General features: G+C 32.6%; 16 protein-coding genes and 1 riboswitch. Of the genes, 11 read left to right on the forward strand and 5 right to left on the reverse strand.

Going from position 1 to position 20,072, the window contains the following annotated elements; translation table 11 throughout:
- The first annotated feature begins 11 nt into the window (after nt 1–11).
- From B7R67_RS11365 to B7R67_RS11395, 7 genes are all read left to right on the forward strand, one after another.
- Nucleotides 12–887 carry a 6-hydroxymethylpterin diphosphokinase MptE-like protein gene (locus B7R67_RS11365; RefSeq protein WP_088070511.1) on the forward strand — a complete coding sequence of 292 codons (876 nt, stop codon included), beginning with the start codon at nt 12–14 and terminating at the stop codon, nt 885–887.
- 210 nt (nt 888–1,097) lie between these two features.
- Nucleotides 1,098–2,294 carry a protein kinase family protein gene (locus tag B7R67_RS11370; protein ID WP_088070513.1) on the forward strand — a complete coding sequence of 399 codons (1,197 nt, stop codon included), beginning with the start codon at nt 1,098–1,100 and terminating at the stop codon, nt 2,292–2,294.
- Between the two features lie 81 nt (nt 2,295–2,375).
- On the forward strand, nt 2,376–3,122 hold the full coding sequence (locus B7R67_RS11375; protein ID WP_088070515.1) for a 3-deoxy-manno-octulosonate cytidylyltransferase: 747 nt from the start codon (nt 2,376–2,378) through the stop codon (nt 3,120–3,122).
- A complete protein-coding gene (locus B7R67_RS11380; RefSeq protein ID WP_158095081.1) occupies nt 3,119–4,741 on the forward strand; it encodes an aldolase catalytic domain-containing protein in 1,623 nt (540 codons plus the stop codon). Before B7R67_RS11375 ends, B7R67_RS11380 begins: the two co-directional genes overlap by 4 nt.
- Nucleotides 4,742–4,752: 11 nt before the next feature.
- Entirely contained in the window at nt 4,753–5,421 is a 669-nt protein-coding gene (locus B7R67_RS11385) for an HAD hydrolase-like protein (RefSeq protein ID WP_088070518.1), read from the forward strand.
- Nucleotides 5,422–5,470: 49 nt separating this feature from the next.
- The gene (locus B7R67_RS11390; RefSeq protein WP_088070520.1) at nt 5,471–6,472 is read left to right on the forward strand and encodes a metallophosphoesterase; all 1,002 of its coding nucleotides are present in this window, start codon (nt 5,471–5,473) and stop codon (nt 6,470–6,472) included.
- A gap of 73 nt (nt 6,473–6,545) precedes the next feature.
- The gene (locus B7R67_RS11395) at nt 6,546–7,454 is read left to right on the forward strand and encodes an LCP family glycopolymer transferase (RefSeq protein WP_142289546.1); all 909 of its coding nucleotides are present in this window, start codon (nt 6,546–6,548) and stop codon (nt 7,452–7,454) included.
- A gap of 153 nt (nt 7,455–7,607) precedes the next feature.
- On the opposite strand, the gene B7R67_RS11400 is transcribed toward B7R67_RS11395, so the two are convergent.
- Both B7R67_RS11400 and sinI read right to left on the reverse strand, forming a co-directional pair.
- Nucleotides 7,608–7,928, reverse strand: coding sequence for a helix-turn-helix domain-containing protein (locus B7R67_RS11400; protein WP_088070524.1), 321 nt, complete (start codon nt 7,926–7,928; stop codon nt 7,608–7,610).
- A 62-nt stretch (nt 7,929–7,990) separates the two neighbouring features.
- Nucleotides 7,991–8,128, reverse strand: a complete 138-nt coding sequence (gene sinI / locus B7R67_RS21895; protein ID WP_142289547.1) for a DNA-binding anti-repressor SinI — start codon at nt 8,126–8,128, stop codon at nt 7,991–7,993.
- 36 nt (nt 8,129–8,164) lie between these two features.
- Nucleotides 8,165–8,284, reverse strand: a riboswitch (cyclic di-GMP riboswitch).
- Nucleotides 8,285–8,672: 388 nt separating this feature from the next.
- On the opposite strand from sinI, the gene B7R67_RS11405 reads away from it, so the two are divergent.
- Entirely contained in the window at nt 8,673–9,122 is a 450-nt protein-coding gene (locus B7R67_RS11405) for a chemotaxis protein CheX (protein ID WP_088070526.1), read from the forward strand.
- A 375-nt stretch (nt 9,123–9,497) separates the two neighbouring features.
- Here the strand turns inward: B7R67_RS11405 and B7R67_RS11410 are convergent, their stop codons facing one another.
- Nucleotides 9,498–10,031, reverse strand: coding sequence for a sigma-70 family RNA polymerase sigma factor (locus tag B7R67_RS11410; protein WP_088070528.1), 534 nt, complete (start codon nt 10,029–10,031; stop codon nt 9,498–9,500).
- A 288-nt stretch (nt 10,032–10,319) separates the two neighbouring features.
- Here B7R67_RS11410 and B7R67_RS11415 point away from each other — a divergent pair, with 288 nt between their 5' ends.
- Nucleotides 10,320–10,880 carry a competence protein ComK gene (locus B7R67_RS11415; protein WP_158095082.1) on the forward strand — a complete coding sequence of 187 codons (561 nt, stop codon included), beginning with the start codon at nt 10,320–10,322 and terminating at the stop codon, nt 10,878–10,880.
- A 204-nt stretch (nt 10,881–11,084) separates the two neighbouring features.
- On the opposite strand, the gene B7R67_RS11420 is transcribed toward B7R67_RS11415, so the two are convergent.
- A complete protein-coding gene (locus B7R67_RS11420; RefSeq protein ID WP_088070532.1) occupies nt 11,085–11,990 on the reverse strand; it encodes an accessory Sec system S-layer assembly protein in 906 nt (301 codons plus the stop codon).
- A complete protein-coding gene (gene secA2 / locus B7R67_RS11425; RefSeq protein ID WP_088070534.1) occupies nt 11,974–14,358 on the reverse strand; it encodes an accessory Sec system translocase SecA2 in 2,385 nt (794 codons plus the stop codon). Before secA2 ends, B7R67_RS11420 begins: the two co-directional genes overlap by 17 nt.
- Before the next feature lie 496 nt (nt 14,359–14,854).
- On the opposite strand from secA2, the gene B7R67_RS11430 reads away from it, so the two are divergent.
- Both B7R67_RS11430 and B7R67_RS11435 read left to right on the forward strand, forming a co-directional pair.
- Nucleotides 14,855–18,451: a hypothetical protein gene (locus B7R67_RS11430; protein WP_088070536.1), complete on the forward strand. Its 3,597-nt coding sequence runs from the start codon at nt 14,855–14,857 to the stop codon at nt 18,449–18,451.
- Between the two features lie 770 nt (nt 18,452–19,221).
- Nucleotides 19,222–19,971, forward strand: a complete 750-nt coding sequence (locus B7R67_RS11435) for a coiled-coil domain-containing protein (RefSeq protein WP_088070538.1) — start codon at nt 19,222–19,224, stop codon at nt 19,969–19,971.
- Nucleotides 19,972–20,072: the final 101 nt, after the last annotated feature.

Genomic DNA, 20,072 nt, shown 5'->3' on the forward strand with positions numbered 1-20,072 from the left:
GTTGAGGAGACATGACAATAAAGGACATCTTAAAGAGTAATAAGGTCACATTTTTCTTTTATGATCACATTAGGAGATTAAGATATGATTTTATTCCTATGATTCGACCAGTCTATAAACCAATCATTCTATTTAACTTTAAAAAGGTATTAAGGGTAACTCGTATTAATAGAAGAAGCAAATTTGAAAAGTTAAGAAACATAAAGAATAAGCATTTAGGTGAAAGGTGTTTTATTGTCGCAACAGGTCCGAGTTTAAAAATTGAGGATTTAGATAAATTACATGGTGAGATTACGTTCAGTATGAATTCCATCTGTCTTGCCTTTGACGAAACAGACTGGAGACCAACATATTACGGTATCCAAGATATTGGTAACTATTTGGAATTTGAAGAATGCATTAAAAACTTGGATTTAGAATGCAAATTCATCGGTGAGCCTATTTTAAAGCATACAAATGTACCAAATGAATTTTATATTTACCCAATGAATATGCTTAATCATTATTGGATGCATAAAGAATATAATACAAAGTTTAGTGATGATGCATTTGCAGTTGTATACGATGGCTATACAATTACTTATTCGCTGATTCAAATAGCAGTTTATATGGGATTTAAAGAAATTTATTTACTTGGAACGGATTGTAATTACTCGAGTGATTTGAATCATCACTTTAAAAATTACAGCTACTTTGATCCGTCTTATTCCGTTGCAGGATTAAAAATGATTCATGCATTCAAAGTAGCAAAGGAATATGCGGATTCAAATAACATTAAAATTTATAATGCTACTAGAGGAGGAATGCTAGAAGTATTTGAAAGAGTGGATCTTGATACAGTAGTAGGAAAAGTGAACAAAGATGAAAACTTATATTCGTTAACTTAATGGATATTAGTAATGTAGATCGTATCAAAAAAAGAATAATTGACACATTTTTAAAAAGATGATAATTTTTGAGGTAAGACGTTCATTATTAAGAATATTTTGAACAGTTTATTTTCAATCTCCTTATTTAAATGATCGTGTCTGTTCAATATAATGAACAGAACCTTTCATAACCTTAAAATAGTCGTCATATCAAAGAAGGGGTGCTAAATGGAGGAGTGGACCTATATTTATTTAGATAATTTCCTATATAGCTCACTTTATATTAATTTAGATCAAGGTTTAGTAAGTCTTATGTATTTTCTCTATTTTTATGGTAAACCATTTGGATTTCTTGAGAGGAAAACAAATCGTCATTTTATGAATCGTTTCCTACCATTTGTTAGACTCATGCGAGTTTTACAATTTACTTATGTATTTTATCGAAAGAAGAAAATATATAAAAAGTCTAACAGCTCTTTTCCAATCCTGTCTTCATCTCATTACGGGAATTGTTTAATTTTAGTAGGTGATGGTGAGCATAAAATTGTCAATTTTAAAAAGAAGAATGTAACAACTGTTTTCCCACACTATTTTTCAACTTCCGAGATGAATGATCGAATAAATAAGCTAAGAGATGCACAAAGTTGTCATTTATCTCCTAAATTGCTTGATTCGGATCTTCACAAAAGATTCATGAAGGAAAGTTATTTGAATTTAAAACCTGCATCTTGGGAATCAAACGACCTAAAAGATTTTTATCTCGATATTCTACCTATATTAAAAGAGATTTTAGTAAGTAAAGAACATCAAGTGATTACACTAAGACAACATAGAAAGAGTGTTATAAAAAGAATAGAATTGTTGTTAAATCCTTTTATACTAGAAGATTCTAAATCTATTCATAGCATAAAAGTGATTATGGAGTTTATTTCGAATATACATCAAGAGCTTCAAAAAGAATGCCCAAAAGTAGAAATTCTTTTAGGATTTACACACGGAGATTTTTGGGAAGGAAATATTCTTAAGAATAAAAAAATAACAAAGGTAATCGATTGGAATACTTTAGGAACTAGAAGTTCTTTTTTTGATTTTTACTTTATTACGTTTGATAAGATTTCCAAATTGAAGGAGCCAGACTTCAGTTTATTGACGAAAGAAATCGAAATCGCATTTAAAACATTTACAAATCGTTATTTAGAAGAAGATTACGTAAACGCTAGGATGGCAGAAGAAATGGTAAAACAGTCAGACATATATAGACAGATATTTTACTTAGAATTCATTCTTCAAAGATTAAAGGAAAATCCTTTGAGAGAACAGAAGTATTTAGAGTATCTCGTAAATCGAATTAACTTCTTTCAAAAGTTTGAAAGAAATAAGAGTGAATTAGAGCATGTTGACCATTTAGTTGGAAAAGTACAATAAAATTTTTTGTAGTGTTGTTCTTTAAAACGAACAATTAGTTGGATATCTTGTTCGCTAAAATAGATTGGAGGAATAAGTAGTATGAAAATAATCGGTGTCATCCCAGCTAGATATAATTCGTCAAGATTTCCAGGTAAACCACTAGCAGATATTAGCGGAAAACCAATGATCTGGTGGGTTCATGATCAACTAAAAAGAATAGAGGAATTAAGTGAAGTATTTGTAGCGACTGATGATCTACGAATACAAGAGGTTTGTGAGAACTATGGTATAAAAACGATTATGACATCGGATCAACATAAAACACACCTGGACAGACTGTATGAAGTTTCTACAAAGATTGATGCTGATTTTTATATTAACGTAAATGGTGATGAGCCATTAATTGAGCCAGAAGCTATTAGAAGGATATTACCTGTTGCTATTGATCCAAATTCTACTTATGTATCAAACCTAATGACTGAATTAAAGAATCCATTAGAAGCGGTTGATTTTTCAAAAATCAAAATTGCAACCGATGTGTATGGTTACGGATTATATTTGGCGAGAAGTCCAATTCCATATCCAAAAGGTACATATGATTTTTATTTTAAAAAATTCGTAGGTGTGCAGTGTTTTACGAAAAGTGCACTTGAGTTTTGTTATGCTGCTCCAAGAGGACCTTTAGAAGCGGCTGAAGACATTGATGAATTTAGATTTTTAGAAAATGGACAGAAAATAAAGTTTATCGAAGCAAATGTCATGACACTATCAGTAGATACTCCAAAAGATTTAGAAAAAGTTAGAGAGATCATAAAAAATCGTGTAGAAAGTGTGGTATTAGAGTGAACAATATAAAACTGCTCGACTGTACTTTACGTGACGGTGGTTATATTAATAACTGGAATTTTGGAGAAAGAACGATAAAAAAAATAATTGAAAAGTTAGCACAATCCAACATTGATATTATAGAATGTGGATTTATTAGAGAGGTAGATTACGATAACGATACATCGATCTTTAACGAGGTTGAGAAGATAAAAGAATTGATTGAGCCAAAGAACAAAAATATTACGTATGTCGCTATGATTGATCAACCATTTATCTCAATCGACAAGATTAAAGAGTACGATGGAACTTCAATTGATGGAATACGTTTAACATTTCACGATAATGCGAAGGAAATTGCTGAAGCATTAGAATATGGAAAAAGGTTAATCGAAAAAGGATACAAAGTTTTTATCCAACCAGTTGGTACGACTAGTTATACCGATGCAAGTCTAATCGCTTTAATTGAAAAAGTAAATGAATTAAAACCATATGCATTTTATCTAGTTGATACACTTGGGATTATGTATAAAAACAATCTCCTAAGAATGTATCATCTCCTAGACCACAATCTCGATAAATCAATTAGCATCGGATTTCATTCTCATAATAATTTACAATTATCCTTTTCAAACGCGCAAGAATTACTAATGCTACACACTAAAAGAAATATCATTATTGATTCTTCGGTTTTTGGAATGGGAAGAGGAGCAGGAAATTTATGTACAGAGTTAATAACTGGGTACATCAATGAGAATATAGAAGAAAAATATAAAATTGTCCCGTTATTAGAAATTGTCGATGAGCAGTTAAGTAGATTTCTTAACGAACCTAAATGGGGGTATTCCGTACCTTATTTCATCGCAGCGGTTAATAACTGTCATCCGAACTATGCTTCGTACTTAATGAATAAACAAACGATATCCGTTAAGTCAATCAACACAATCTTAAAACAAATCCCAAGTAAAAAGCGCGACATTTACGATGAAAATTACATTGAAGATTTATATATTAACCATCAAATGCAATTGGTTGATGATATGGAAGCTTTGATGAGGTTAAGAAAACTGATCGCAAATAAAAAGGTACTGATCGTCGCACCGGGTAAATCGATTGAAAAAGAATTTGAGAATATTGGAGCATTTATATGTGACAAAGATCCTTTTGTAATTAGTGTGAACTTTATTCCGAGTGTTTTTAAATGTGATGCTGTTTTTATTAGTAATAATAAACGATTTAAAAACATAGCTGACGCGATAAATGATATACCACCCACGACTTCTATCATAACAACATCGAATATACCAAACGAAGAAATGAATTCCTCATTCGTTATTAATTATTCTGATTTACTACTAGATAATCCGATCATTTCAGATAATGCTGGATTAATGTCGATTAATTTACTAAACCGTTTATCAATTGAGAATGTGTATCTCGCTGGATTTGATGGTTTCAGCTTAAATAAGACTAAAAACTATTATTCAACTGAATTAATTAATCATATTGAAATGGCAGAGCTTGTAAAAAAAAATGAAGGAATTGAAAAGCATTTGAATTTCTTAAAAAAGAGCATGAACATTCATTTTATAACGTCGACTATATACAGTGACGTTCATTTGTATAGCAGGACACATTAATTGGAGGAAATATGAAATATTCTACAGTTATTTTTGACTTAGATGGAACAGTACTAGATACAGCCGAAGGGATTATGATTGGTGCAAACTACACTGCAATTCAAATGGGAGTACCAGAATTAACAGTAGAACAGCAAAGAAGTTTCATTGGTCCACCACCTTTAAAATCGTTTATGAGGGAATGTGGTTTTACAGAAGATGTAGCAAGAGAAGCAGTAAAAATCTACAGAAACAGATACAAAGAAAAAGGTAAATTTGAAGCTAAGCACTATCAAAATATAAAAGAGCTACTAGCTGCTTTAAAAGAGAAAAATTGTACAACAGCGGTTGCTACACTAAAAAGAGACGATTTAGCTAAAGAGATTTTGGAAAATTTTGAACTAAAACCGTATTTTGATTCGATTAATGGAGTCGATGATGCAGATACGCTTAGTAAATCAGATCTCATCTTAATGTGTTTAAAAGAACTAGGGCAGAGTGATTTGTCTAAAGTAGTATTAATAGGAGATAGTATCCACGATGCTACAGGTGCTGAGAAAGTAGGAATTGATTTTATTGCTGTAACTTATGGTTACGGTTTTGAAAATAAAATCGAAGCGAGTAAATGTAAACACGTTAGTATAGCTGAAAATGTTGAAGACCTATTTAAATTCTTTGAAATAAAGGAGACGGTTAAGTAGTGATAACTGTCCCTATTTTTTCTATATAAAGAGCAATGGAGAGATCGCTTTGAGGATTAAAAACATCATGGTAGTTGTAGGATTGATTATTTTGATAGGAGCGCTTGTAGTCTATACAATCCGGGACAACAACCATCTAACTATCGCAAAACAAGATATCATAATAGACCATTTACCAAAAGAATTCGATGGGTATAAAATTCTTCAAATCACAGATTTACACGGTAAAGAGTTTGGTAAAAATCAAAGTCAATTACTTAAATCGATTAATTCGATTGATTACGATGCCATTGTTTTCACTGGAGATATGGTTCTGAAAGGTGAAAGTAATAGTAGTAAGCCTTTTTATCAATTATTAAAAGGAATACGGAATAAAAAGACCGCTATTTATATACCTGGGAATGAAGATCCTGAGGCATATCAGCTAACTTCAAGTGGAGTTTTAGTAAAAAGTGGATTTGTGAAGGGAATCGAAAAAAGTGGTGTTAAATTCTTAGAATCTGTTTATTCGGTTAGGAAAAACAACGCCTCTATTAACTTTGTTGATTTTGAGACATCGATTCTGAACCCATCTGAAAGTGAAAAACAAACGAGTGGAATCTACTTACCAGAATATGCTCAAACAAAGCAGTACATTGAACACCGTAAAATATTATTGAAAGAGATGGCCAGTATTGACCATTTAAAGAAACGTGATGTTTTAATTGCACTTAACCATTATCCAGTTGTTGATGCAAGAATAGACACACTTTTAAATGATTCAAGTTTGAAGTTTAAAGATCGAAAATATGATTTAATTCTCGCGGGACATTATCACGGCGGCCAAATCCGTTTGCCATTGATCGGAGCGTTATTTGTACCAGAAGCATGGTATAAACGAAATGGTCTATTTCCACCTCAAAATCGTGTGAAAGGGCTATGGAAATACAAACAGATAAAGCAATATGTCAGTACAGGTCTAGGAAGCAGTAATTTTGTTCCGTTTTTAAAGTTTCGATTCGATAATCCACCAGAGTTGAATGTGTTAACGTTGAAACAAAAAAATAAATGAAAGTAAATCCGTAAAAATTGTCTCTCGGTTAAACATTTAATGATTACTATTTTTATTAAAAGGAGCTATTCCTGTGAGCTGGAAAATATTATTGTTACGCATTGGTTTAGTTGTGTTGGGTTTAGTTGTAATAGTTGGAGGAACTGGGTTTTATATTTACCATGATGTAGTACAAACGACAAGTACGATTTATCATCCAATTAAAACGACTAAGAAAAGAGAAGAGCCAGTAAGTGTTCAAGGAAAAGACCCATTCTCTGTTCTATTGCTAGGTGTAGACAAACGACCAGGCGATAAAGGGCGCTCGGATTCATTAATGGTAGTAACAGTCAATCCGACTAAACATACAACAAAAATTATTAGTATTCCGCGGGATACCCGAACAGAAATAGTAGGGAAAAACACGACTGATAAAATTAATCATGCATTTGCCTTTGGTGGCGTTCAAATGACTGTTAACACTGTTGAAAAATTCTTAAATATACCGATTGACTACTATTTAGAAGTAAATATGGAAGGGTTTCAAGACATAGTGGATGCGATTGGTGGAGTAGAAGTGAATAACTCACTAGACTTTACGAATGATGGTTTTCATTTTAAAAAAGGATTATTGTTTTTAAATGGTAAACAGGCACTGAGCTTTTCTCGTATGCGCTATGAAGATCCACAAGGTGACTTTGGACGAGAAGCTAGGCAGCGTCAAATTATTCAAGAAGTCATTAATAAAGGGACAAAAATTCAAAGTTTAGTTAGTTACAAAGAGATATTAAAGTCAATTAGTAAAAATTTAGAAACGAACTTTACGATCCAGGAAATGTTTGATATTCAGAAAGATTACCGTAGTGCGACGGAAAATTTAGATCAACAGCAATTACAAGGAAGCGGAAAAATGATTAATGGGATCTATTACTATTTAGTGCCAGAACAAAATCGTTTAGCACTTTCAAATGAATTAAGAGAACAATTAGGGTTAGCACAGTAATCCCCATTTAGACCAATCCTCTAGTAGACTCAAAAAAACACCTATACTGTTTTATAGTTGAACTATATTACAGTATAGGTGTTTTTTTATTTGGACTTTTGCTGGAAAGAGAAAAATCCTCAAATTAAGAAATTTCACCCTTAATTTGAAGATTTATTTTCCTTGCTTATACTTATTAAATTCAATAAACTTTAGTAATTCTTCTTTAGCAATACCTGAATTAATTGCTTCTTGAAGGATGTTCATCCATTCAGAATCAATAGCTTTCGTGGGATCACTGTCTTCTTTTAGGAGGCTTTCTGCCGTCGTGTTAAAGACTCCTGCAATTTTTTCCAATACTTGAATTGAAGGATTGCTCTGTAAATTTCGTTCAATTGAGCTGATGTAAGATTTTGCAATACCTGCACGTTCTGCAAGTTCCGTAAGTGACATGCCATGTTGTAAACGTAGTTTTTTTATGCGTTCTCCTATCATATAAGCTACTCCATATCTTTTTGACTATTACAAAAAGTATATCATAGTCTTGAGCAATTCTCCTAGTTTTGACATGAATCTTTAACGGAATTGTAAAGAAATGATCGTACTTCTTCAGGACTAATCCCTACTTCGATACATTCTAATAGTAAGTCGATCCAGTTTAACTCAGTAGAATCTTTTTCTAAGTCTGCCTGCATGGATAATAGCCTCCCAAAAATTAAGGTATATCATACCTAGGTAACCCTGCTATCTTTGTTCTTAAACTGGTTAAAAACTGTACTATCACCATATTTTTGAACGTAAGACCAGTGGCTTTGCGTCCCAATCTCTCAATTGGTTTGCCTTTTTCTAGAGAGTGTTTAATTGATCCGTTTAAATTTATAAAGTAATTATATAATGAACAAAGTTCGTAGTTTGTAGGAATTTGTAGCTATCACTACTAGAACGGTAATGTTTCAGAATTATTAAAAACATTAGATAAATCAAAGGTTTTTTTTACAATTGAAATAATCACTAAAAAATTTATTGAAAATACTTTTCGACAATGGCAGAAAATTTGCTCGAAATTAGAAAAATTAGTGAAATAGTAGTAAGTTTTATACAGAACATATTATTTGTGAAATGATATTATTAGACTATTGTAAAAAGAAAGAAAATTTTTAAAAAGGTGCCGATATAATAATTAAATACTAGTAGATTAAAATTACCAGGTAAAAAGTTCTAGTTAATAGGGAGGAAAATATGAGTGATTCACTGATTATAACGAAACTACTTAATAGCGCAATTCAATCAATAAAAACAGTCGTTCCACTAGGTTTTACTTTAGGTCAACCTAAGATGCTAAAGGGAAATATTGTTGAAGGTCATTTAGGGGTTTTAGTTGGCATGACAGGAAATTGTAAAGGTCAAACTGTTTTAAAAGGATCATCTAGTACTTTTAGCCAGCTTGCCCAATCTATGTTTGGAATGCCAGTAGAAAATGAGATATTAATTTCATTTACTGGTGAGTTAGGAAATATGATTGCGGGGAACTTAACTACATTTGCTGCTGAACAAGGCATCGAAATGGATATTACGCCTCCGACAGTATGGGAAGGAAATACGACTCTTCACAACTTTAAAGCACCAGTTGAATTAACGATGAATTTTGATGGAATAGGCGAGATGTCTTTAATTATCTCGATTGCTTAATATAAACAGATAATAGAGTAATCAAATAGATGATTACTAAAAAATCTTGTTTAAATAATTTGAGTGATGTTTATTTCCACTACAGGATTCTCACTTTCCATGGGGCGAAACCTGAGCCTCCTCGGCAAGCCTGCGGGGTCTTTAGCCTTTCCGCATTTCCCATAGGAGTCGAGCATCCTTTCGTTGGAATCAACTTATTCTTCAAAAAAAGTATTCATGAAAAAAATTTAAACATCCTTTACTTATAACAAATTATGAATCATAAAAACAAAATTTTTAACTTAATGACCTTTTATCATCTTGAACAATATATAATTCAACAATCTGAATAGAGTAATCAACTAGATGATTACTCTATATTTTGTGAGTTTTATTTTATTTTAATTCTCTTAATCTCTTTAATGCATAGCGATAGCTTGAGCGTACACTAGATTCATTCATTTTTAGCTTTTTTGCGATTTGAGAAAATTCTCGATGATAATAAAAGCGTTCGACTAGAATTTGTTTCTGAAGTGGGGATATGCCCTTAAGCAGGATCATAAAATCTTCCAACAGAAAGACTTCATCACAATAGACAGCTTCTTCTAATTGTTGATCAATCAATACATTTCTATCATCGTATTTAACCGTTTTGGATAATTCATTGAGTAAGTGTCCTCTAACGGTCAGAAATGCATAATTAGAGAAGCTTCCTTTTTCACTTTCATAATGCTGATAAGCCATCCATAAAGCGATTTGTCCAACTTGATAATACTCCTCATAATTTTTGTAGATTTGGAGCTTTTTCATAATTGTTTTAATCATACGTGCGTATTGATTTACACAATCTTCAAATGTATCAGGCTTTGTTTTCCCTGAAAAAAATTCGTATTTTACATGCTCTCCATTACACATTTTTTTGCCTTTCATAAGGCATGCCTTTTTCGTTTATTCCGCGGTGGAATAACTATATTGAAATAATGGGAAAAACGCATTATTCAAAAGCTTAAGATAAGTACATAATGTGAACGAGAAAATGAAGTATTGATACGAAAACATCAAGTTTAGGTAAATTTATTTAAAGTAACTTCATGTATTAATACATTTTGAAAGGTAAATTTTACTAAAATACTAGTTTTGTGGTCATAGAAGTTTCAAAAATATGGAAAGAAAACTCTGATATAATCGGTTATGTATAAATTCTTCAGGGAGGCACATATGTCAAAATTAGATTATGTAATTTCATATGAAACAATGATGATTGAAACTGCAGACCACCCAGAGTATTCAACAAAAATTATCGATAAAAACAAAGGCATCATCTATTCAAAAAGGCCGGCAAAAACGCTAATAAAAGAATCAGCACTCTACCATAATCAATCAATAAAAGGTCACATTGAAGTCGTAAAAAGCAAATACCCAAGTATGAAAAAGATTCCGCTTATGATTAACTCCACATTATCAATTATTATGATTCCTACATCTTCACAAAGTAACAACACATGTAAATGGCTAAACTTTATCCAAATTAACAAGTATTTAAAAGAAAAAAAGCAAACGAAAATACAATTTCGGAATGGAGAAGAAACGATTCTTCCGATTTCTTACTATATATTTGATAAACAAATGAGCAAAGCAACGAAGATTATTAGTATGTATTTAAGTCAGAAGGTTGAATATAAATTGAAGTCAGAGGAAGAGAGACTAAAGATGATTAAGGAGTTATTGGAAGAGTATATTGAGGAAGAGAAGAATAGAGAGAGAAAATTTAAAACTTAAAATAGATAACCTGTTGATTTCCACTGCAGTATACTCGCTTTCCATGGGGCGTGAGCTGAGCTTCCTTCCGTTCCAATCTGTTTCGTTTTATAAAAACATATTCTTAAAAGAACATCTTTAGCAACTTCACAATAATTACTACTTTAGATAAATAAACTTATACATAAAAAGCTAGAGAATGATTATTCTCTAGCTTTTCTTTGTTTAAACCATTTCTTGGTTCGGTATTTTTACGCTCCAACGATCGAATGCTGGAATTTGCACTAGTTCTTTCGGGAAGATGAATGTCCATGGTTTGCTTGTGTTTGCTTGAATTAATAACGGTGGTAATGTAAAAGAACCACGCGCAATTGTTTCACCATTTTCATTTAATAGTTCTAGTGGCAATACTTCAAGATTTACTGCTTGTTTCGATCCGTTACGAACAAGTAGCGTTGCTGCTAGCGTACCATCTTCGTTTGAGTTTGCTCCTAATGGGTGTATACTTACTTCATTTTCACCTAATTTAGGTAACGTATTTACTAGATTACTTAGTTCTACTATTTGTTCTTCAGAAAGACGACCTTCCCATGTTGGATCTATATCTAATCGATGTACATTTTTTGATAAATCAAATGCTAGTTGGAAGCCTTGGGTTGGTAAGTCTTCTTTGAGTAAAAACTCGTGTTCAAATACGAAACGCCATGGGCGACTACTACATGCAGGTAGTTCGCCAAGTTCTTCCAAACTAAATGCTTTTTTAGCTAAAAGCTCATTTTCTTCACTAATAAGTAATAACACTGCATCTTGTAAACGAACTGATTTAGGTAAACTGTTTCGAACAAATGCTGAAACGGTTGCTCCTTCTTCATTTACTTCAAGGTCAATTGCAGATAATGACAATTGATTTGGTTTTAAAGGAGGAAGCTCATTGTTTAAAAACTGATAAACATAGCGGCTTTCATCTTCAATATACATTAGTGGATGAAATGAAATTTTTGGATGAATTTCGCTTTCCTCATTTTCTTCAACTTGTTCGGCTTGTTCAGTAGTTGGTTGCTGCAATAAGTCATTCGATGAAACTGTTGAATCTTTACCTTTTTGTAAAAAACGCTTAATCGATGATAACATGTTGTTCTTCTACCCCCTGTGGACAAGATAATTCTTGGAATGTTGAAGCAAGACTTGCTGCTATATCTTGTTGAATTGATTGATAAGTATGTTCGAACAATTTAAATCCATCAAATTCATATAAACGAATCGGATCTTCTTGCTGATACTGTCTTAAATGAATCCCTTCAATTAATTGCTGTAAGTGCTCTAAATGTTCAGTCCAATACAGATCAACTGTACTTAGTGCTGAATATTTCATGATACTAATTAATTCGGTCTTTTTCTCATCTTCCAAGTTGTTTAGTAGACCTTTATAAACTGAAAGTGCTTCTTTTACGGTATTCCAAATTTCTTCTTCATTATCGAAATGTTCAACATCAATTCGAAGTGGTGGAATTAGCTGTTCTAAAGCAGTTTTTCCTTCTGATTGAATCCATTCTTCAGGAACACTATTTTCAGGATAATATTGTTTTAATAATTTCTCGATAATTTCTTCTACATGCAAGATAAACCATTCTATATTTACTTCGCTTAATAATAAGTTATTTCGCAATTCGTACATTACATGACGATGCTCATTTGCAACGCCGTCCAATTTAAGTTGCCATTCACGAATTGAATACTGATTACCCTCGCAAAGTTTCTGTGTATTTGTTACAAATTCTTGAACGGATGAATTTAACACTTTTCCAGATTGATCCACTTGAAGGTTTTTCATTAATTTCTCAAGTTTTTCTGGGTTATAACGGACAAATAACTCATCTTCTAATGATAAATAGAACTGAGATGAACCCGCGTCTCCTTGTCGTCCAGCACGTCCTCTTAACTGTAGATCAATACGCTCACTTTCATGGCGCTCAGTTCCGATCACGTGAAGACCACCTAATTCAGATACGCCTTCACCTAATAAAATGTCGGTTCCTCGTCCTGCCATATTTGTCGAAATGGTGATCATCCCTTTTTGGCCCGCGATTGCAATCATTTCTGCTTCTTTTTCAACGTGCTTTGCATTTAAAAGCTGGAAGCTTAACGATTCTTTTTCCAATAATTCAGCTACAACCTCAGACTGACGAATTGAAGTTGTTCCAATTAAAATTGGTTGTCCTTTTTCATGTCGTATTTTTACGTCTGCTAAAACTGCTTGAAGCTTTTGCTCTGTTTTTTCAAAGACAACATCTTCATGGTCAATACGAATAACTGGTTTATTTGTAGGAATTCGAATAACTTCCATGTTATAAACTTGTAAAAATTCTTTTTCTTCCGTTTTTCCTGTTCCTGTCATACCAGAAAGAATTGGATACATACGGAAATAATTTTGAATTGTGACAGATGCAACCGTGTGATTTTCTTCTGTTGATTTTAAACCTTCTTTTGCTTCAATTGCTTGATGTAGTCCATTACTTAGTGAACGACCTTCCATAATTCGACCTGTAAATAAGTCAATTAATTGAATCTCGCCTTCATGAACAATGTAATCAACATCGCGTTGGAATAATACCTCAGCGCGTAAAGCATTATGTACATAATGGAAAAGCGTTGTATGTTCTAAATCGAATAAATTTTCAATTGAAAATGCTTGTTCAATCTTTGAAATTCCTTCTTCCGTTAAAGCGATTGCCTTAGATTCTTCATCATATAAGTAATCTGCCTCTTTTTTAAAAGTTCGAATAAAACGTGCACATAGTAAATATAAATGTGATTGTGCTGATTTTTTACCTGCAATAATTAATGGTGTCTTAGCTTCGTCAATTAAAACAGAATCAATTTCATCAATAATCGAATAATGATATGGACGTTGAACTTGTTCGCTAGGAGTAGTCACCATATTGTCACGTAAATAGTCAAAACCAAATTCAGTTCCGATTCCATACGTTATGTCAGAGTTGTATGCGGCTTTCTTTTCTTCTATAGAAAGATCTGGAATGTTTAAGCCGACAGTAAGACCTAAAAACTGATGGATTTGGCCAATTTGCTCAGCATCGCGTCGAGCTAAATACTCATTAACCGTAATAATATGTACACCTTTTCCTTCAAGTGCACGAGTAAATGCAGGTAATGAAGAAACTAATGTTTTCCCTTCACCTGTTGGCATTTCAGCAATATTTCCATCTAATAACGTAAGTCCGCCAATTAATTGAACATCATAATGGCGCATGCCAAGTACACGTTTCGCTGCTTCACGTACTAATGCAAACGCGTCAATTTTTATTTCTTCAATTGTTAATTCATTATTAGAAAATTTTTGCTTCCATGTATGAGTATACTCTCGCAATGTTTCATCTGTTTGATTTTCATAGAATGATTCTTTTTCGTTTATCTCTAAAACTATTTTTTCATATTCCTTTAATTTTCGATTGCTAATCATTTTTTGCAATGACTGTATCAAGGGTGTTCCCTCCTAAGATGGTAATCTATCATTTCTTTCTTTAAATGTACCATAAGTTATGTATAACTCGAACTATTAAAAGTGTGAATTAATCGAAAAGAGTGAAAAACGGAACTGTTTACACAAATACTTTTCGACAAAAGTAGGATAATTGGCTTATATTTTAGAATTTAATAAAAAAAGTTAAAAATAAGCTATAAATTTGTCATATTTGTGACGAAGAAATAGGTGTACGACAAGCAGATGTAATATATCTGAAAAGTTTGTAATTAAAAAATTATAAAAAGATTTAAAATTTTTGTACAAATTTTGACGCTCTTGTTGTATACTAGCGATGTTAACCATTTAGAAAAATTTGTCAAAAATTACAACTTTTGTAAATTAAACATCCTGGAAGATAGAGATATTTTCCTAATTTGAGTTAATACCTAGAGTAGGAGAATGCATCTTTTATTCTAGTAAAATACTACATAAGATCTCAGGGAGGAACACTAGAATGGCATTTAACAAAAACAAAAAAATCGTTACTACTGCACTTACTGCTGCAATGGTAGCGTCTGCGGTATCTCCAGTAGCTGCTGCTGCTGCAAAATTAACACCAGCTCAAACTGCTTCAAACGCAGTAAAAGCTTACAACAACTTCAAAGTTACAACTAAGGATGAATTTAAGAAATCTGAAGCTCTTAAAAAGACTGCTCAATCTGCAGTTGCAAAATTAACAAGTAAAAAAGATGCTTCAACAAAAAAATCTTTAACAACTACAATTAATAACAAATATAAAGCAAACAGCGCTGTAGTAGCTAACATCACTAAAGCAGAAACTGCTGTAGCTACTTACGTAAATACTAAAGTAGTTAAAGTAACTGATTTTGCTGGAAGTGAAAAGAAAAAAGTGGCTGCACAAAATGCGGTTAAACTTTTAGTGAACACAGGTTTAAAAAATACTTTAAATGGTAAAATCACAGCTAAATACAATGAATTAAATACTTATTATAAAAATGAAGTAGCTGCTGAGGCTAATGTAGAAAAAGGATTAAAAGCAATCGAGGCTTTCCAACCTACAGCTAACACAACTCAAGCTGAAGTTGATAACTTATTTAAAGATGCTCCAACATTATTAGCTGCAGTAAAAGATCCTGCTAAAAAGGATGAATTTACTAAACGCGGTTTAGCTCTTAAATCTCAAATTGAACAAAAAATTAAAGATTTAAAATTTAAAGCAGAAACAAAAGTAGCTAATGTAAGTGCAATTAACTCAACTGATGCTACAGTAAAAGTAACTTTTGAAAACGCAGTTGACGGAGCAAAACTTACTGGCAAGAAAATCACTTTAAAAGGATCTCAAACTTTAACAGCTACTTTCGTAAAAGTTGATGGAAATGTTGCAACGTTTAAAGTAGATCAAGATATTTTAAATAAAGCTGCTTACAACGGCGATTACACAGTATCAATTGACTGGGCTACTGCTGATGCAGGTTTAAAAACAACTTATAGTGCAATTGTTGCTGGTACATTTGTAGAAGGTTTCGTAGTTAGTGGTACACCTGCAGTTGCAGTTGCAAACGCAACAGTAACAGCTGGAGGAAATTCAGTTAAAACTGACGCATACGGATACTACCGCATTCCAGTTAATGCTGGTGAAGTTTCAGTAAAAGTAGAAAATGGTGCTGACTACTTTATTAAAACAGCAAAAGCGGACGTTCAACGTAATTTCTCTACTGTAGTAAACACTGCGATTAACAAAATTGTAGTATCGGAATTAGCGATTGATGGTCATGCTGTAGATGCAGCTACAGGTACAAATGAAGCTGGCGTAAAAGCTGATTTACAAAAGAAAGTTAACGGCAAATGGGTAACAATCTCTACTGCTACTACAGATTCAACAGGTTCTTATTCTTTCGGTAACACGGGTTCAAGTTTAACTGATACTGCTGATGTAACAGGTCCTGTTCAAAAACTTGCTACTGATGAAATTACTTTTAATTCAGAATTACAAGTAGTTCTTTCTAAAGCTTTATCTTCTACAAATTTATCTGATGTATATGAGACTAAAACTGTTGCTGTGAATTTATCTAAAGAACAATCTCATACAGCTCAATTAACAGAATTACGTCCAATCAAGAAAATTGAAGAAATCAAATTAGGCGTAAAATGGAACGACCCAACAGGTACTGACAATGATGCAGATTTCACAACTACTACTGGACTTAAAGCAAAATTAGTAGGTACAGATGGTGTAACTGAAATCGTTGCAGAAAAAACATTTGCAACTAGCAATGCAGTAAAAGCATCTGGCGAAAAAGAGTTAACTAACAAAATTAGTCTAGTAGATGCTACTGAAAAATTCTTTGCTGAAGGTGGAAACGCTGTTATCCCAACATTACCAACAGGTACTTACTACCTTGTTCTTAATGATGGTGTAAATGCAAAGACTATCGTTCCTGTAAGTGTAACTGAGGGACAAAATCTAACTGTTGATGGTGTAATTGAAAAAGAACGTACTTTAAAAACAACAACTAAATACGGATCATTCAAATACAATGAATCAGTTGCTACTCAATCTGGTACATTAAAAGTTAATGCTGACTCAAATGCGTCTAAACCAGTAGCAGCTTCAAGTACTGAAGTAACAGCTACAGTTACAGCTTACAAAGTTGTTAATGGTGTAGATGTGAAAGTTGATTCTGTTAATGATAAATTTACTATTGATGCTACTACAAAAGCTATCCAACTTTCTAAAGATTTAACTAAATTACCAACAGGTAATTATAAAATTGTAGTTGAAAGTGACTACATTAAAGGTGGAAAAGTTGAAGGTACTGCAACAGTTAGTGACAATGCTGTAAGCACGAAAGATCTTAACGTTGAAGCAGCGAGTACTTTAACAGTTGATCTTAAAGATGAAAAAGGAAATTCAGTTGCTACAACTGCGTTAGCTACAGCTGATTTATTAGATGAAAATGGTAATGTTATTTCTACTCAAAAAGATTTAGCAGTTACTGCAGGAAGTATTAAACTTACTGGTTTAGTTGCTGGCGTTCAAAAAGTACGTGTAACATTAGCTGGTTATGAAACAAACACTAGTGATGCTATCAAAGTTTACGATATTCAAGATCAAAAAGGTTCACTTACTCTAAAATCAATCAAAGCACCTACATTATCTGGTTATGTTAAAACTGCAGATGATTTCGTAAACGTTGCAGATGGTAAAGCTACTGTAATGGTATATGACGAAAAAGGTATGCCAGTAACATACTATGACGTTGAAGGTGGAAACTATTCATTTACAAGTGGATTAGTAGCAGGGAAAACTTATACATTTGTTGTGCGTGGTGAAGGAATTGAAACTGCAACTGCTACTGTAACAGTTAAAGCAGGGGCTAACGATCCTATAAACTTTAAAGTTGTTAAAGGTGCAAAAGGTCAATCACGTTACGTTGCAACTGACTCAATGTTTAATGTCCTAGATGCAAATAAAGTGAAATTTACTGCAACTGACAACAAATTCGCTTCTGACTATCAAGGTTTCAAGCAATATACAACAAGTTCACCTACAGTATTAGTTGCAGCTTTAGGACATGATGCAACTGGTGATGGAGGTAGTGCGGTAAAAGCTCCAAACTATTACGGTACGTTTGATTTCACTCAACAAACTGACAAAAAAGTTTGGACTACTGCAACAGCTTTACCAACAGGTGATTACAAAGTATTAATTACAGAAGGTAACGCTACTCCTGTAGTTTATAAAGATTTTGCAACAACATTCACAATTAAAGATATCAATGCTAATTTCGACGGTCCAGCGATTCAAGTTCAACTTGTATCTGGTGCTTTAACAAGTACTATTTCTGGTACAGTTAATGCTGATTCAGTTGCTGATTATGTTGTTGTATTTGATAACAATGGTAAGATTGTTGCAAAAACTGCTGATATTGCTGCGGGAACAGGAACATTCTCTGTAGCAGTACAAAATAATGCTACTTACACAGTTGCATACTATGCAAATGGTAAGTTTGTAACATCTAAAGTAGTAACTGTTCAAGATTACAACGTAACAGGTGTAACTTTAACAGCAGATACTGCATCTCGCTAATTAAATATAAATTAGGTGCCAATTGCCAATTCATTTTATTGATAAACGGCGATTGTAACATTTGGAAGCCCATTAAAGAGAATTCTTTAATGGGCTTTTCTTTGTAATCCTAGAGCGATTTAAAAAGCAAGTGCACCCTTCTAATAGAAGAGCTAACATTGGAACATTGTAATAAAAAAAGGTGGCGAACAAAAATATCCAAGTACTTTCCTAAATACCTAAATCAATGAGAATATGCACGTGGCTAATCAGCCACAGAAAATTTATCTCTTCGAAATCATGCACTTTTTTGTTTCTCTTCTCTTAAGATAGCCAAAGATAAGAAATTTCTAATATAAACATACAAGTTATTGATCTTGAACACCGAGCTGCGGAAGTGAAATACGATCCATGGGGAAATCTCATTAAAGTTGAAGCTAAATCTGAAGTAGCCGAAATTATTTGAAAACTGAACCCGTACATGTATGCTAGTTATCGACCTTCGATGATCTAAAGTCCATATTTCCCCCCATCATCCTTCCAAACATTAATTGTTTTTAAATCGCTAGGTGATAGAGTACCTGCTTTTAATGTACTTGCATTTCCTATTATAGACAAATTGGCTTTCAGGAGATGTTAAAGTATCTCATTTTTTTTGAAAACTCTACAAATATATTAAAAATTTTACATATTTCGACAAATAGGACTTTTTTAATATTTATTACTATTTTTTATGTGATAATATTTTAATATGAGTAGGCTTTAATCTTAAATATATTGGAGATGATATTTTGGCCATTGAAACAGATAAAAAAGGAATGGGTTGGTTTAAAGGCGTTTTGTCTAATCAAAACCAATTGAAGAAAAATAGTGCAGTACAGCAGGGAGAAGTATTGGAGATGACTGGAGAAGAACCGTCTTATCCCGCGGGGAATTCTGAGCAGCCTGTTACTAATAGTAATGCCCAGCTATTCCAAAAAGATAATCAGGATAAAATTGCATCGGATGTAATCGCTTCTATTGAAAATATGCTTAAGGACCGTCAATTACTGTCTTATAAGAATGTAGGCCTTGAGGATCAATTATATTCAGCAAATGAAGCAATTAATCGTTTTAAGCATGATTTAATTAAGAAAGACCAACTTTTACAAGGAAAAAATAAAGAAATTCGTGACTTAGAAAACAGCTTGACGAGCAAACAATTGTTATACGATCAGCTCCTTGAAGATTATAAGGAATTTCAAATGAAATCCAACTTGGAAAATGAAGAGATTTCAAATCAACTTGAAAAAGAAACAGCCAAATACAATAATCTTTATGAAGAATCTACTAATGTTCAATATCAAAATATTTTAACAATTAATAAACTTGAGGATAAAATTAGAAACCTAGAAATAGAGAATAATAATTATGTTGAGCAATATCAAAAAATTGTAAATGAGAAGAAAGAATTAATGAAAACAATCAATGACTTTACCGATAGAATGTCCTTCTCTTTCTCAACAAAGACTACTACTTCAAATCCATTAGAATCAGAATAAATCCAATAATTGCTTGTTTAGAGAAGTAGAGGTAATGAAACTAATTTTTACTACAAAAATTGATCCTATTAGACGATGAATTCCGTTGCTCTAAAGGGATC

This window comes from Gottfriedia luciferensis, from assembly GCF_002156865.1.
In the GTDB taxonomy this organism is placed as follows: domain Bacteria; phylum Bacillota; class Bacilli; order Bacillales; family Bacillaceae_G; genus Gottfriedia; species Gottfriedia luciferensis.

Bases quoted from the DNA above. Each gene is read 5' to 3' on its own strand.
- B7R67_RS11365 (WP_088070511.1), top strand. From the start codon at position 12: ATGACAATAAAGGACATCTTAAAGAGTAATAAGGTCACATTTTTCTTT.
- B7R67_RS11370 (WP_088070513.1), top strand. From the start codon at position 1,098: ATGGAGGAGTGGACCTATATTTATTTAGATAATTTCCTATATAGCTCA.
- B7R67_RS11375 (WP_088070515.1), top strand. From the start codon at position 2,376: ATGAAAATAATCGGTGTCATCCCAGCTAGATATAATTCGTCAAGATTT.
- B7R67_RS11385 (WP_088070518.1), top strand. From the start codon at position 4,753: ATGAAATATTCTACAGTTATTTTTGACTTAGATGGAACAGTACTAGAT.
- B7R67_RS11400 (WP_088070524.1), bottom strand. From the start codon at position 7,928: ATGATAGGAGAACGCATAAAAAAACTACGTTTACAACATGGCATGTCA.
- sinI (WP_142289547.1), bottom strand. From the start codon at position 8,128: ATGCAGGCAGACTTAGAAAAAGATTCTACTGAGTTAAACTGGATCGAC.
- B7R67_RS11405 (WP_088070526.1), top strand. From the start codon at position 8,673: ATGAGTGATTCACTGATTATAACGAAACTACTTAATAGCGCAATTCAA.
- B7R67_RS11410 (WP_088070528.1), bottom strand. From the start codon at position 10,031: ATGAAAGGCAAAAAAATGTGTAATGGAGAGCATGTAAAATACGAATTT.
- B7R67_RS11415 (WP_158095082.1), top strand. From the start codon at position 10,320: ATGTCAAAATTAGATTATGTAATTTCATATGAAACAATGATGATTGAA.
- B7R67_RS11420 (WP_088070532.1), bottom strand. From the start codon at position 11,990: ATGTTATCATCGATTAAGCGTTTTTTACAAAAAGGTAAAGATTCAACA.
- B7R67_RS11430 (WP_088070536.1), top strand. From the start codon at position 14,855: ATGGCATTTAACAAAAACAAAAAAATCGTTACTACTGCACTTACTGCT.